Source organism: Staphylococcus sp. AntiMn-1, assembly GCF_001663395.1.
GTDB lineage: Bacteria > Bacillota > Bacilli > Staphylococcales > Staphylococcaceae > Staphylococcus > Staphylococcus equorum.
In genome coordinates, this window is record NZ_CP012968.1 from 2,254,544 (window position 1) to 2,269,214 (window position 14,671).

Sequence of the window (14,671 nt, forward strand, 5' to 3'; positions counted from 1 at the left end):
TGATGCTACAAAGAAAATTAAATATCGCGAATTTAAAGACACCTATTCATAAATTAGAAACACTAAGTCAGTCATTAGGTAAAGACATCTATATTAAAAGAGATGACTATACAGGAACCGAAATTTCAGGCAATAAGGTAAGGAAATTAGAATATACAATACAGTATGTATTAGATAACGGTTATGATACAGTCATTACAACTGGAGCAATCACATCTAATCATGCGCGTGCAACTGCTGCTGTCTGCGCGCAATACAATATAGAATGCCATTTAATATTGAGAGGAACTAAGAAGTACTATGAAGGGAATTTGTTTTTGTCAACGATGTTAGGCGCTCATATACATTTTATAGAACCTAGCGCTTCAAGAGAAGAAACGATGGAAATATGGTATAGAGAATTAGAAGAAGCTGGCAAAACGCCATTTAAAATACCTGCTGGCGCATCTGACTGGATAGGCGCTCATGGTTATATTAATACTTATGAAGAAATATTAAACCAAGAAATCACGATGGGTGTTCAGTTTGATTCTATTAATTTAGCGGTAGGTTCTGGTGGGACATATGCTGGACTTTGGTTTGGCAAAACGAGTAATAATTTAGCGACTCAAATCATTGGATATGCTGTAAACAAAAATGCTGAAACCTTTAAAAATAAAGTGATTGAGATTATTAAAGATTTAGACAAGGACACGCCCTCGTTTGAATCGATTTTAATCAACGACGAATATATTGGTTTAGGATATGGTCAAGCAACGGATGAAGAACTTCAGTTTTATATCGACGTTGCGCAACAAGAGGGAATAATATTAGATCCCACATATACTGGAAAAGCTTTTCGAGGTCTTGTTGAGGAAATAAAACAAGGTCATTATAATGATCAGCAATCCATTTTATTTATTCATACAGGTGGCTTACAAGGTTATACGCAAGAGATAAGAACGCGTATCGAACAATTACTGTTAAAAAACACCAAGTCACTATAATAGTCGTATGCTATATTTTAAAATATAATATGTTCAATTGCTAAAAGGATAGTAGCTATTTTAGAATATTGGGTTATTGTATTTTCGAAGCAAATACGTTGATTATTCATCTGAAAATGTTTCATAATGAGATACAATTTGTGTGACGAGGATGGTGTTTAAAAATGACGCGAACATTGACTACGATAGAATCATTTCACGCGTTTGTTAACAATCATAAATTGGCGGTTATACATGTAATGAGAGACAATTGTAGCGTTTGTCATGCAGTGTTACCACAAATAGAAGGACTTGTAGGTGAATATCCTAATGTGTCACTAGGGGTTATAAACCAAAGTAATTTAGAAGCTATCGCTGGTGAACTATCGATATTTACTGTGCCAGTAGATTTAATATATTTAGATGGAAAAGAAATGCACAGACAAGGTCGCTTTATTGATATGCAACGATTTGAACATCAGTTGAATTTGATGTATCAAAGTATAGATTAATGCATTGTAGCGTACAATTATATAAATTAATACAAAAATAAGAGACCTCGTTTTAAAGTTACTCTAACATAACTTTAAAACGAGGTGTCTTATGTATAAAAATTATAATATGACTCAGTTAACACTACCAATGGAGACTGAAATTTTGATTCCTAACAATGATATCGCACATGCAGTTAATCAAATTGTTGAAACAATCCCAGAAACAGAATTCTACGAATTCAATCACTTAAATAGTGCATCACCTTATCACCCTAAAATGATATTGAAAGTAATTCTTTATGCTATACACAATCTATATTTTCTGGACGAAGAATTGAAGCTACACTTTCAGATAGTATTCGTATGATGTGGTTATCTCAAAATCAAAAGCCATCATATAGAACAAAAACGCATTGATAATGAGTCCATCTTTGTGTTGTTGATACTTGTAATAACACAAAAAAATTAAATTGTTTAAAATAAAAATGTGAGTAATTAGATAAAAAGTTTCATATTTTTTATGAATAATGTATGATAAAGAATATTAATAGTACAATAGGGGGATGTATATGCGAATAGAAAGAATCTGTCCTGATGAAGCAGAGGAACTATATACTTGTATGAAGAAAATCGACCAAGAAACGCAATATATGTTGTATTTGCCAGATGAACGTAGCTTTGATAAAGAAGTATTTATTGATGATATTAAGCGTAATTTTTATATTGGTGTTAAAACAGAGGACAATGAAATCTTAGGATATCTTTCTGTACATATTAGTACATTATTTAAGGTGAAACATATTGGTTATATTATGACAGGACTCGTTAATAATAAGCAACAGCAAGGTTTATCAACAAAAATGTTTGATGAAACAATTAGGTGGGCAAAGCGCAAGGGGTTAAGACGCTTAGAATTAAATGTGATCACATCGAATACACCTGCTATAAATTTTTACGAAAAATTAGGATTTAAAATCGAAGGTATTAAGCGTGAATCAATTTATATGGATGAACATTACTATGATGAACTCTATATGGCAATGATATTGGATTAGGATTTTATTCCTAATGCTACGCGCATGTTGTAGATGTCAGGCGAAAAGACAAGGTAAGGTTGAGAAATCAACGATATATACATAAAATTAAAATATTGAATATAAATAATTGCTTTTACTAAAAATATGAACTTCTTTATTATAAAATATATATCAGACGAATTGAGGAGGTTATATATTTTGTTTAAAAAAATTATAGGATTAACGAGTGTTGGCGTAATAACTTCCTACTTTTATGCTAAGGTAAAAGAAAAACGTAGCTATAAAAGCTTTTTATATGAAGCAACAATAAGAGCTACACAAATGAAAAAGCCATTTGAAAGTGTAGAAAATGCGAGGAAAATGTTGAAAGTTGTGATGAGAGATACAGAAGGGCCACACAAAGGCACGGATTATAGCTTTCGAAACGATGTTCGAACTACAACCATACAAAATGCAACGACGTATATAGTGAATGATAAAGCAGATAGCCAGCAGCGAGTTGTACTGTATTTACATGGAGGTGCGTGGGTCCAAGACCCTATCAAAAAGCACTTTGAGTATATAGATATACTTGCAGATGAATTGGACGCGAAGGTCATTATGCCTGTATATCCCAAAGTACCACATGCAACTTACAAAGAAACGTTTGGATTGCTTACTGAACTCTATATAAATATAATTGCTCAAGTAGAACATCCACAACAAGTGATTATCATGGGTGATTCTGCAGGCGGTCAAATTGCATTATCATTTGCGCAATATATCAAAACATTAGAATTAGAACAGCCAAGTCACATTGTATTGATTTCTCCCGTTTTAGATGTGACCTTATCTAATCCTGAAGCACCTGCGTATGAAAAAATAGATCCTATGTTGGCTATTAAAGGTACACAGTGTTTCATAGAATTGTGGACAGGTGATACACCATTAACAGATTGGCGGGTTTCTCCAATCAATGGTTCATTAGATGGCTTAGGACATATTACGATTTCAATAGGTACAAAAGAAACGTTATATCCAGATGCAGTGAAATTATCGAACTTATTAAATGAAAAAAATATCGAACATGATTTCTTACCAGGTTATAATTTATTCCATATTCATCCAATCTTTCCAATTCCGGAAAGACGACAATTTTTAGAACAACTAAAGCAAATTATCAATAATCATTAAGAATAATTTATCTTTTAATCTAAAAATCTTTATAAATTAATCTATATAAATAAAAGGGCTTTCCATTTTTTGGAAAGCCCTTTTAGAGTGCCATAAAGTTTGGGGTTTTGTTGGCAGTTTTTTGTGTGCACATTCCGCTGTCACAGCATTAGTTCGTAGTCTTCGGCTAGTGCTTTATTAACTAGTCAGGAGTCGGCGCAAAGCACTATAATTAGTAAAAAGAAAAAAATAATCAAACTATTCATTGTTATTGTCTGAATTCATATATAAAATATTGTTTCTTAAGTCATTTTAGGAAATGATACGGATTAGCAGTATCATTTATTTATTTTTTAAATAAGTTGGGAAAAATTCTGTGAATAAATCAATAAATGCTAAATATACATCTTTTTCTACATATTCATCTACTTGATGCGCTTGGCTGACTAAACCAGGGCCATACATAATAAATGAAAAGTCTTTATCTTTATCTACAAGTAGGTCGGAAGCATCGGTTACACCTGGTGAAGCTTCTAAAGGTAAATCAGTATTTAAATATTTTGTACCCATTTCGTGAGCTAATTCTGCTAGTTTATTTTGACCAGTTGTATAAACAGGGGGTCTAGACATGTAAGTGTCGATTTCAATATCTGTTTGATCAGTTTCAACTTGTTTTAAAATCTCATTAAAATAAGAAATGAATTGTTCGTTATCATGTTCTGGAATAGTACGGATATTAAATTCTGACTCAGCGTGTTCTGGAATCGAGTTCACTTGGTTACCGCCATTAAAGATAGTAGCATTCATAATGACATTACCTAAAAGGGTATTGCTTTTGTTGAACTTTTCAAAACCTTCATCTGCTTTATAAACAAATTTCACAAGTGGCGAAATAGCATTAAACCCGAGGTGTGGCATGGAACTATGCGAAGCTTTACCTTTTGAAGTAACACGAATGTCCATTGAACCTTTATGCGCATAAACAATTCTATCTTGAGATGGTTCGGCAATAACGAGCGCTTCTACATCTTTCATATAGCCTTGCTCTTGGAAAGCTTTTGCGCCTTCACCGACGATTTCTTCGCCTGCAGTTGCGAGCAAACGAATTTTACCATGGTCTAATAATTCTTGTTCTTTGATATCAATCAAGCTGATGACCAATGCAGCAAGTCCTGATTTCATATCTGCAGAACCACGTCCATAAAATTTATTATCTACTTCAGTTAATTTGAATGGATCATATGTCCATTTATTTTTATCGCCTTCTGAAACGACATCCATATGCCCAGAAATACCTAGAACTGGTCCATCTTTACCAATCTCTGCTATTAAATTTGCGCGCGTATCGTTGATTTTAATTATTTTGGAGTCGATACCATGTTTAGATAATAAATCTTTAAGATATTCACAAACTTCAACTTCATGATCATTTACAGATTTAATACTTACTAAATCTTCTAGTATTTGAACTTTTTCTGCTTCTGAAAATTTACTCATCTTAATAAAACCCCTTTTCATAAAATAATAACTATCAATTTAATTATATCTGAAGATTCAGACTAATAAAATTTTAAAGTATCGAAATAGGAGATGAATAATAAAGGCGAATTTTATTTGAGTTTTTAGTTATATTTTGAGCACATATCGTATATTTAACAAAAAAATCATACAGGACTCTTAGAAAAAGTGCGATCTAGGGACCCTGTATGAGTATTAACATTGTGTGATAAAGCTTCTGTTTTTAATGGTTTAGTAAGACTAGATTGTAATTCATCAGGTACACTATTACTTTCAGTTGTTGTCTTTTCAGGTGAAGATTCATTATTGTATTCTACATTTTCAATGTTTGTAGGATTGGCAGTATCTAATACTGCACCCTTCATATCATTACCTTGAATACTTCCAACTAAAATCAAAATGAGATAGCTACAAGTGATAAGAAATACAACAACAAGATATATAGAAACTACTAATTTAACAGACTTACTCATAAACTGCCTCCTAGATAGATTTATTGCTCCCTACACATATAAGATAACATTTGAATTTTAATAGCATGTTAAGAAGTAGTAAATATTATATATTTGTTTATGGCAAAAAATCCCCATTACTAAATTAAATTAAATTTTTTCGAAAAAAGTATTTATTTTTTCTAAAAATAAAAATGCCATTATATAAGGGTTTATAAAGATAAAAGATGAATATTACATGTTTTGTAAATTTGAATTTACGAATAATTAATCTATACTTCAAACAATTTATATTAAATCAATAACTACATGGTAGGATAACCGTATTGATAGGTAGGAATTGTTTAAATGTTGTGAATGCTATTTTTAGTTGATACATCTTCACTATGTATTAATAACATGATTAACCTGCTTTGATATTTACATAAAATTAAATACGCTGCTGAAAAGAGGGATAAAATTTGCTACTCATCATCATATGCGTAGGTCTAATTCTTTGGCTAGGTATTGTTGAGAAAAAACAACATTCCTACAGATTAGAAAAAGTACCGATACGCATAAATATAAATGGTATAAGAGGTAAATCTACTATAACTAGATTGATTTACAGTACACTACGTGAGGATGACTACCGAGTTATAGGTAAAACTACAGGAACAGATGCACGTATGTTGTATTGGTTTACACCAAGAGAGTATCCAGTTTATAGGAAGCCTCAAGGAGCAAATATCGGCGAACAACGTGATATTATTCGCAAAGTTGTAAAACAAAAAGCCAACGCCTTAGTAAATGAATGTATGGCAGTTAATCCAGATTATCAAATTACATTCCAAAAAGACTTAGTGAAAGCAAATATTGGTGTGATTGTAAATGTGATGGAAGATCATATGGATGTGTTAGGACCGACGTTAGATGAAGTTGCCGAAGCATTTACAGCGACCATTCCATACAAAGGACATCTTGTAGTAATGAAAGATGACTACACTAAATTTTTTGCTAAAGTTGCTAAAAAACGTAAAACAAAATTAATCGTTGTTGATAAAGAAGAGGTGCCCGAATCCTATCTAAGAAAGTTCGGTTACATTGTATTCCCAGATAATGTTGCAATTGCTATGGGTGTTGCCGAAGCAATGGGTATAGATCGAGATACAGCCTTGCGTGGCATGTTAAATGCACCCCCTGATGTTGGAGCGGTTGAAGTTAAATACTTTAACGCTAACAATTCAACTAACGTTTATGTTAATGCATTTGCTGCAAATGAACCGAAATCTTCAAAAGCAATATTAGACAAAGTTGAAACTTATAATTATCCTTATAAAAAAATTGTACTTATATTAAATTGTCGTTCAGACAGAATCGACAGAACGAGACAATTTTGTGAAGATTTTTTAAAGGATGTCGAATTCGATACATTAATTTGTACAGGTAAAAGTACTCAAATGGTCAACGATGTAATGGAAGGCCAGCCGAATAAGAAGTATTTAAACTTCGAAGGTAAAGATATAAAAGAAGTTGAGCGCGCATTATATAAAGAGTCTCAAAATGCCTTGATTTTCTGTGTTGGTAACATTCACGGACCAGGTAAAGAAATAGCGCAATATATAGAAGGGATCAAATAATATGATAGGTTCAGAGTTATATTTTTCATTATTTGTGGGCATTGTACTAAGTCTAATCTTTGCCGAGAAATTTGGTATTAGTCCAGCTGGATTAGTAGTACCAGGATATTTAGCGCTGATTTTTGATCAGCCGATTATGTTACTATCTGTACTCATTATTAGTTGCATTACATATTTCATTGTTAATCATGGTGTAAGCAAAATCGTAATTTTATATGGTCGTAGAAAATTTGCGGCAATGATACTTACTGGTATGGTATTAAAGTTTGTATTTGACATCATTTATCCCTTAACTCCATTTGAAATGGTAGAAATGTCAGGGATTGGCGTTGTTATTCCAGGTATCATAGCAAATACAATTCAAAAACAAGGTGTCATTATTACTTTATCTACATGTATGTTATTAACATGTATTACTTATGTCATCTTATTCTTTTATAGCTTTATCAATTAGTAAGGAGCATAAATATGAAGCAATCTAAACGATTTACTATAGAGGAACGGGTATTAAAATGGACGAAACGTCACAAAAAACGCAACTCTATATACACCGGCATTATTTTAATAGGGGCAATTGCACTTTTAATATTCACTATGTCATCACAAGAAGTTGAACCAGTTCAAGCTATGAAGAAAGCCAAAGATGATATAAGGATGACTTATTTAGGTAATATAGAAATGAATAAGCACATAAGAAAAAACAATATTAACGACACCTTTAGTCCGATAGAAAGTGTTTTAAATGCAAGTGATTACTCAACAGCAAGCTTAAAACTCACCAATTTTTCAGAAGATAGAAAAGCAAATATTAATAAGAATTTAGAGAATGTCATGTTTTTAAGGGGGTTAAATATTAAAAGTTTAAATATTATTAACCAGGTCACCGATAATATAACAGCGAGAGAGTTTAGTAGAGCGGTAGAAGGGCAGGCTGGTTATAATTACTTAACTGGAAATGGTTCGAATCCTATTAATAGTAAAACAGTACAACAAACAGTTAAAGGTAAAAAAATTGCCAATGTTTCGTTTACAGATGTTGAGTCTGATTACACTGACTCCTTGAAGAATACAACTTCGGTAAGTTTAGAACCGGATATTTATATTCCATTAATCAAAAAGTTAAAAGAGGAAAATGATTACGTTGTAGTCAATGTCGACTGGGGAATAACGGATGAACGTGCCGTTACAACGCGACAAAAGAAATATGCACATTCACTTGTTGATGCTGGTGCAGATGTAATTATTGGTCACAACTCAGTGATTCAACAGATTGAAAAATATAAAGGTACTAGTATTTTTTATAGTCTTGGTAACGTAACGTCTGAGGATTTTTTATCTAAGAATAAACAAGGCTTGGCTGTTCAACAAAATTGGAATGGTAAGGATTCAGAATTTATGGTAACACCAATTAAATCACAGGGCGGAAAAATAACAGAATCCAATCCTAACAAAGTGGAAGAAATTAAATTATTGAACAATATTGAAAGTAAAAGTGTGGATCTAAAAAAAGAGAATGGAGGTTACGTATATGAACATTAAAACACAATGGGTGGGTATTACAGTAGTTTCAATAGTGTTAGTCATCTTTTTATTAATTGTATTTGCTCAAGCGAATGAAGGTTTAGATCAATATGAACAAAATGAACTTAAAACATCGCATCACCAATATTTGTCTAAAGGAGCTTAAGTATGAGTATTTATAATAAAAAAACGCTCATCGCAATCTTACTCCTTACTATAATTATTTCTTTTATCTTTTTTATAGCAACCAAAGAAGATAATTATAATAAAGATGAATTATATGAAAATAAGATTGCAGATCATGATCAGAACCCATCAGATGAAAATTACGGTGTTGCTTCGAATAATCCAATAGCAAGCCGTGTTGGGGAGAAAATTATTAAAGACGGAGGCAATGCTGTTGATGCTTCCATGGGTGTTTCATATGCATTAGCAATAACCGAGCCTCACTCATCTGGTTTAGGTGGCGGAGGCGCGATGTTAGCCTATGATGGCAAACCGAATGTTGCGCCAAAGCAATGGCAATACAAAGATATTTCATCGTTTAAATATGATGAGAAAGACGAAATAGGTACACCAGGATTTGTACGTGGGATACATGATGCACATAAAGAAGCGGGTAAAATGGATGAAGAGAAAATTTTAAACTATGTGATTCCATTAGCAGAAGAAGGTTTTGAAGTTGATTCAGAATTAGAACGCAGTTTAAAATTATACGGTTCTGATGTTGATAGGGACTCACCATTCTTTGAAGGTGATAAAACCAAAAGAGAAGGTGAAGTAGTTAAACAGCCAGAATTAGCTAAAACAATCAAAGGAATTAGAGATCATGGACCAGACTATTTCTATGATAAAGTGGGCGAAAGTGTTTCTGATCAAGTAGATGAAGAAATAACTGAAAAAGATTTTAATAGTTATAAAACCACGAAAAAAGAACCGGTTAGCACAGATTATTTAAATACTAAAGTTTATTCTGCATCTAATCCATTGGGTGGCACACTGATGCTTCAAGGTTTAGAAATAGATGAAGCAACAAACAATCAAGTGCCGCAAAATACCCAGTCTGCGCCAGAAAATGAGCAAATAGACCCAAATAATCAAACTACCCCTAATAACCGTTTAGATTATATTACTGGTATTTTAAAATCGAGAGCACTTATGTATCGAAATAGAGATATAGTCAATGGACAAGATGAAGATTACGATGAATACTTATCTCAAGATTATTTATTAGGCAAACTAAATGAAGTGAACTTTGAAAGTAATTTCAATACAAATAATGTAGATAATACAAGTACAACACACTTTGTTGTAGTTGATAAAGAGGGCAAAGTAACAAGTACTACTAATACATTATCAAGTTTCTTTGGTTCAGGTGATTTTATGAAGGAAGGTTTCTATATGAACAACTCTTTATCAAACTTTTCTTCTGATCCTTTAAGTCCTAACCATGGTGGGAAGCATAAAACACCTAGATCATATACAGCTCCAAGTATAGTCGTGGGTCCTGATTATTATATGGGTATTGGGACGCCAGGCGGTAATAAGATTCCTACCACAACCAATGAAGTGCTGATAGATTACTTAAAAGGTAATGGCACGCTTCAAGAGTCAATAGATAAGCCACGCTTTTACAATGATGGCGGTACAGTGTTTTATGAAAATGCTATGAGTAAGGCAGATGTTTCTATTTTCAAAAGTTTAGGTTTTAAAGTAGAAGAAAAACGAAATGATCCTAACTTTGGTAGTGTTCAAGCAGCACTTTACAATAAAAATGATAAGACTGTAGAAATAGGACACGATGTTGGTAATAGATAAAATAAGGCACAAGCTAAATGAGTTAGTTTAGTGAAAAAAACAAATTTGATGGCAAAAAATGAAAAGGTAGATTTCCTTAAATAGGAAATCTGCTTTTTTGCCATATCATTTTAAATAAGTTTAGGATATTAGTCGGAAATAAATTTTATAAAGTTCTGTAATATTTATTATAAAAGTAAAGATGTGGTTTGAAATTAGAAAAAAACTATATTAACTGGTACGGGGATGGATATAAGTAGAAAAAGACTATAATAGTTGGTAATATAATGTTTATATAATACATTTTATGAGTACAGTGTAAAAATGGACTTATAAAACAGATTTATATAGCTAAGTTATTTAATAATAAAATTTGAAAAATAAAATAAAAACTGAAAAAGCAACAACTACATAGGAGGGAAATATATGATATATGCTGGTATTTTGGCTGGAGGTATTGGATCAAGAATGGGAAATGTTCCATTACCAAAACAATTTTTAGATTTAGATGGGAAACCTATTCTTATTCATACAGTAGAGAAATTCTTATTAACAAGTGAATTCGATAAAATCTATATTGCTACACCTCAAAAATGGATTTCTCATACAAAAGATACTTTACGTAAACATAATATTAATGATGACAGAATTAAAGTTGTGCAAGGCGGCGAGGACCGTAATGAAACGATTATGAGTGTTATAGAAGCAGCAGAAGCTGAAAATGGTATTACTGATGAAGATGTTATTGTTACACATGATGCAGTTAGACCGTTTTTAACACACCGTATTATTAAAGAAAACATAGCAAGTGTTTTGAAATATGGTGCTGTAGATACTGTAATAACAGCTACTGACACAATCATCACATCAGAAGATGGTGAATCCATAAAGTCTATACCAGTTAGAAGTGAAATGTATCAAGGTCAAACGCCTCAATCTTTTAATATTAATTTGTTAAGAAATAGTTATAATGAGCTTTCGAGTGACGATAAGAAAATTATGACAGATGCCTGTAAGATACTAGTTGTAGCAAACAAATCTGTAAGACTAGTTATGGGAGAATTATACAATATAAAAATAACGACACCTTATGATCTTAAAGTTGCTAACTCAATCATAAAAGGTGGGATGTCGAGTGATTAATCAAGTATATCAACTCGTTGCTCCGAGACAATTTGAAGTAACATATAATAATGAAGACATTAAAAGCGATAAAGTTATTATAAGACCACTGTATTTGTCAATTTGTGCAGCAGATCAAAGATATTATACAGGTAGTAGAAATGAAAAAGTGCTGAAAAACAAGCTGCCAATGTCATTGATTCATGAAGGTGTTGGTGAAGTTGTTTACGATAATAAAGGTGTGTTTGAGATTGGTACGAGAGTTATCATGGTGCCTAATACACCAGTAGAAAAAGATAATGTCATAGCTGAAAATTATTTGCCAAGCAGTAAATTTAGATCTAGTGGTTTTGATGGATTTATGCAAGATTATGTATTTATGGATTACGATAGAGTCGTTGAAATAGATGATAGCATCGAAGATTTAAGTACAATTGCTTACTCTGAACTAGTTAGCGTAGCTTGGCACGCAATTCAACGTTTTGAACGTAAATCAATTTCATATAAAAATAGTTTTGGTGTATGGGGAGATGGGAATTTAGGTTATATAACAGCTATTTTACTTCATAAACTATATCCAAACGCTAAAATTTATGTTTTTGGTAAAACGGATTACAAGTTAAGTCATTTTTCATTTGTAGAACATATATATCACATTCATGAAGTTCCGGAAAATGTTTCATTTGACCATGGTTTCGAATGTGTAGGCGGTAAAGGAAGCCAGTCAGCGGTGAATCAGATTATTGATTTGATTTCTCCAGAAGGGACAATTAGTTTGTTAGGCGTAAGTGAATATTCAATAGAAGTAAATACACGTCTTGTATTAGAAAAAGGTATAACGATGTTTGGTAGTAGTAGAAGTGGTGCACAAGATTTCAGAGATGTTGCTCAATTTTATAAAGACAATCCTGATGTCGTTGAAAAATTAGCACTTCTAAAAGGTAATGAATTTGATATTAAAACAATTAATGATGCGGTAAAAGCATTTGAAACAGATTTATCAACATCATGGGGCAAGACTGTGCTTAAATGGACAATGTAAAGAACATGAATATATAAATATAAATAACTGAAAATTCGAATTTATATTTATTTTAAATTAGTTATTAATATCGATTCTATGGTTATAAAACTAATTAATTGAACAAGAGAGGGTTTTTAAAATTGAGCAAATCTAAAATAATAATTGATGACATCTATTGGGAGCGAATTCAATTATTTATTGAAGGTCACGTTAACGATATTGAGCTTAACAAGAAAAATTTTGTTTTGCGAAATTTGACTGAAACTAAAGAATTAGCAGCAAATGATGTGAAAATTGAAGGAAACAAGTTTAAAGCACGCTTTAATGTGGCGATTTTAGATGATGGAAACTATCTTCCATCTGGTGAATATCTCATTGTCTATAAAGACGATTTTGATTATATTGCACATATCAATGAAATATTACTGAATCCTGATAGTTATGAATTAGATGATACACAACTAGAAGAATATGCAGCAGAAGAAACACAAAATGGAAAAAATAATTATCTTTTGACGCATTATGAGTTCGTATTTAAAAAAGGTGGCAATTCTAAGAAAACAGAATATATTGTTCAGCCAATGATTTCAAGCGAAGTAAATGAATTTGTATTAAATATTGATTTTAAAGCGCCTTTACCAAAAGTAAATCCAGTTAAGAAAAAAATAATAGATTTGCGTTTGAAATACAATAGATACTCTTTTAATGTGCGTAATTTTGTATTTCAATCTATATTTAAAGTAACTAAATTTTTCCACTTAAAAAAAGGCAATACAGTATTATTCACTTCTGATTCAAGAGAATATATGTCAGGTAACTTTGAGTATGTATATAATGAAATGTTACGTCAAAATTTAGATGAAAAGTATAAAATTCATGCCTTGTTTAAATCGAATATTTCTGCAAGAAGAAATTTCATAGATAAGTTTAAGTTTCCGTTTTTATTAGGTAAAGCAGATTATATTTTCGTAGATGATTTTCATCCACTATTATATACAGTGAAGTTTAGAAAAAGCCAAGAAATTATACAGGTTTGGCATGCAGTAGGTGCCTTTAAAACAGTTGGATATAGCCGTACTGGTAAAAAAGGTGGGCCGTTCTTTAATTCCGTCAACCATAGAAATTATACAAAAGCCTTTGTCTCATCTGAAACAGATATTCCTTTTTATGGGGAAGCGTTTGGCATTAAAGAACAGAATATTATACCAACAGGCGTGCCTAGAACAGACATTCTTTTCGATGAAAATTATGAAAGAGAAATTGTAGCTGAAATGGAGCAAGATTTACCTATCATTAAAGGTAAAAAAGTTATTCTATTTGCACCAACATTTAGAGGCAGTGGCCACCACACAGCACATTACCCATTCTTTAAAATAGACTTTGCGAGATTTGCGCGTTATTGTCGTGAAAATAATGCAGTTGTGCTGTTCAAAATGCATCCATTTGTGAAAAACAGACTAAATATACCTAGAGAATATGAACAATATTTTGTAGATGTATCAGATTTTAGAGAAGTTAACGACATTCTATTTGTTACAGATATATTGATCAGTGATTATTCTTCTCTTGTATATGAATTTGCAGTATTTAAACGTCCAATGCTCTTTTATGCATTTGACCTTGAAGACTACATTACTTCGCGTGATTTTTATGAACCTTATGAAACTTTTGTTCCAGGTAAAATTATCGAATCATTTGAAGATTTAATTACGGCATTAGATAATAGCGATTACGAAGTAGAAAAAGTATCACCTTTCTTAGACAAACATTTTAAATATCAAGACGGGCGCTCAAGTGAACGTTTAGTAAGAAATGTATTTGGAAGTTAACTTATAGTACAACTAAAATAATAAGATCAATATAGTGAGTTAAGTACAATGATAAATAGACTGATGGTAAGATATAGCGTATATTTTATTTGCTATTAAACTAAGTATATTGCATTGTATCTTAGCTCACTTTTTATGAGG

General features: G+C 31.8%; 14 protein-coding genes and 1 pseudogene. 13 read left to right on the plus strand and 2 right to left on the minus strand.

Features of this window, described 5'->3' with window-relative positions; genetic code table 11:
* Positions 1–2: 2 nt before the first annotated feature.
* The 5 genes and pseudogenes from AOB58_RS10840 (at position 3) to AOB58_RS10860 (ending at position 3,669) form a co-directional block, all read left to right on the plus strand.
* Positions 3–986 (plus strand): D-cysteine desulfhydrase family protein, encoded by a 984-nt coding sequence (locus tag AOB58_RS10840; RefSeq protein ID WP_064783422.1) that lies wholly within the window; start codon positions 3–5, stop codon positions 984–986.
* A 164-nt stretch (positions 987–1,150) separates the two neighbouring features.
* Complete coding sequence (locus AOB58_RS10845) at positions 1,151–1,477, plus strand: thioredoxin family protein (protein WP_021338614.1); 327 nt, start codon at positions 1,151–1,153, stop codon at positions 1,475–1,477.
* A 91-nt stretch (positions 1,478–1,568) separates the two neighbouring features.
* Positions 1,569–1,864, plus strand: a pseudogene (locus AOB58_RS13475) (transposase); the annotation flags it as partial.
* Positions 1,865–2,028: 164 nt separating this feature from the next.
* Positions 2,029–2,514 (plus strand): GNAT family N-acetyltransferase, encoded by a 486-nt coding sequence (locus AOB58_RS10855; protein ID WP_021338612.1) that lies wholly within the window; start codon positions 2,029–2,031, stop codon positions 2,512–2,514.
* 180 nt (positions 2,515–2,694) lie between these two features.
* Positions 2,695–3,669 (plus strand): alpha/beta hydrolase fold domain-containing protein, encoded by a 975-nt coding sequence (locus AOB58_RS10860; protein ID WP_064783423.1) that lies wholly within the window; start codon positions 2,695–2,697, stop codon positions 3,667–3,669.
* A 321-nt stretch (positions 3,670–3,990) separates the two neighbouring features.
* Here the strand turns inward: AOB58_RS10860 and AOB58_RS10865 are convergent, their stop codons facing one another.
* Together AOB58_RS10865 and AOB58_RS10870 are read right to left on the minus strand one after the other, a co-directional pair.
* The gene (locus AOB58_RS10865) at positions 3,991–5,145 is read right to left on the minus strand and encodes an ArgE/DapE family deacylase (RefSeq protein ID WP_021338610.1); all 1,155 of its coding nucleotides are present in this window, start codon (positions 5,143–5,145) and stop codon (positions 3,991–3,993) included.
* Between the two features lie 167 nt (positions 5,146–5,312).
* A complete protein-coding gene (locus tag AOB58_RS10870) occupies positions 5,313–5,639 on the minus strand; it encodes a hypothetical protein (RefSeq protein ID WP_021338609.1) in 327 nt (108 codons plus the stop codon).
* A 440-nt stretch (positions 5,640–6,079) separates the two neighbouring features.
* Between AOB58_RS10870 and pgsB the strand changes: the two genes are divergently transcribed.
* From pgsB to tarL, 8 genes are all read left to right on the plus strand, one after another.
* Positions 6,080–7,237 (plus strand): poly-gamma-glutamate synthase PgsB, encoded by a 1,158-nt coding sequence (pgsB, locus tag AOB58_RS10875; protein WP_002506666.1) that lies wholly within the window; start codon positions 6,080–6,082, stop codon positions 7,235–7,237.
* Between the two features lies 1 nt (position 7,238).
* Entirely contained in the window at positions 7,239–7,691 is a 453-nt protein-coding gene (gene pgsC / locus AOB58_RS10880) for a poly-gamma-glutamate biosynthesis protein PgsC (protein WP_002506667.1), read from the plus strand.
* 14 nt (positions 7,692–7,705) lie between these two features.
* Positions 7,706–8,776, plus strand: a complete 1,071-nt coding sequence (locus AOB58_RS10885) for a CapA family protein (protein ID WP_002506668.1) — start codon at positions 7,706–7,708, stop codon at positions 8,774–8,776.
* Complete coding sequence (locus AOB58_RS13680) at positions 8,766–8,924, plus strand: hypothetical protein (protein ID WP_021338608.1); 159 nt, start codon at positions 8,766–8,768, stop codon at positions 8,922–8,924. Before AOB58_RS10885 ends, AOB58_RS13680 begins: the two co-directional genes overlap by 11 nt.
* 2 nt (positions 8,925–8,926) lie before the next feature.
* Complete coding sequence (locus AOB58_RS10890) at positions 8,927–10,576, plus strand: gamma-glutamyltransferase (RefSeq protein ID WP_064783424.1); 1,650 nt, start codon at positions 8,927–8,929, stop codon at positions 10,574–10,576.
* A 405-nt stretch (positions 10,577–10,981) separates the two neighbouring features.
* A complete protein-coding gene (locus AOB58_RS10895) occupies positions 10,982–11,698 on the plus strand; it encodes a D-ribitol-5-phosphate cytidylyltransferase (RefSeq protein ID WP_064783425.1) in 717 nt (238 codons plus the stop codon).
* Positions 11,691–12,719, plus strand: a complete 1,029-nt coding sequence (locus AOB58_RS10900; protein WP_064783426.1) for an alcohol dehydrogenase catalytic domain-containing protein — start codon at positions 11,691–11,693, stop codon at positions 12,717–12,719. Before AOB58_RS10895 ends, AOB58_RS10900 begins: the two co-directional genes overlap by 8 nt.
* Before the next feature lie 122 nt (positions 12,720–12,841).
* A complete protein-coding gene (tarL, locus tag AOB58_RS10905) occupies positions 12,842–14,530 on the plus strand; it encodes a teichoic acid ribitol-phosphate polymerase TarL (protein ID WP_064783427.1) in 1,689 nt (562 codons plus the stop codon).
* Positions 14,531–14,671 lie beyond the last annotated feature (141 nt).

Bases quoted from the DNA above. Each gene is read 5' to 3' on its own strand.
- AOB58_RS10845 (WP_021338614.1), top strand. From the start codon at position 1,151: ATGACGCGAACATTGACTACGATAGAATCATTTCACGCGTTTGTTAAC.
- AOB58_RS10890 (WP_064783424.1), top strand. From the start codon at position 8,927: ATGAGTATTTATAATAAAAAAACGCTCATCGCAATCTTACTCCTTACT.
- AOB58_RS10855 (WP_021338612.1), top strand. From the start codon at position 2,029: ATGCGAATAGAAAGAATCTGTCCTGATGAAGCAGAGGAACTATATACT.
- AOB58_RS10870 (WP_021338609.1), bottom strand. From the start codon at position 5,639: ATGAGTAAGTCTGTTAAATTAGTAGTTTCTATATATCTTGTTGTTGTA.
- pgsC (WP_002506667.1), top strand. From the start codon at position 7,239: ATGATAGGTTCAGAGTTATATTTTTCATTATTTGTGGGCATTGTACTA.
- AOB58_RS10840 (WP_064783422.1), top strand. From the start codon at position 3: ATGCTACAAAGAAAATTAAATATCGCGAATTTAAAGACACCTATTCAT.
- AOB58_RS13680 (WP_021338608.1), top strand. From the start codon at position 8,766: ATGAACATTAAAACACAATGGGTGGGTATTACAGTAGTTTCAATAGTG.
- AOB58_RS10865 (WP_021338610.1), bottom strand. From the start codon at position 5,145: ATGAGTAAATTTTCAGAAGCAGAAAAAGTTCAAATACTAGAAGATTTA.
- AOB58_RS10895 (WP_064783425.1), top strand. From the start codon at position 10,982: ATGATATATGCTGGTATTTTGGCTGGAGGTATTGGATCAAGAATGGGA.
- AOB58_RS10885 (WP_002506668.1), top strand. From the start codon at position 7,706: ATGAAGCAATCTAAACGATTTACTATAGAGGAACGGGTATTAAAATGG.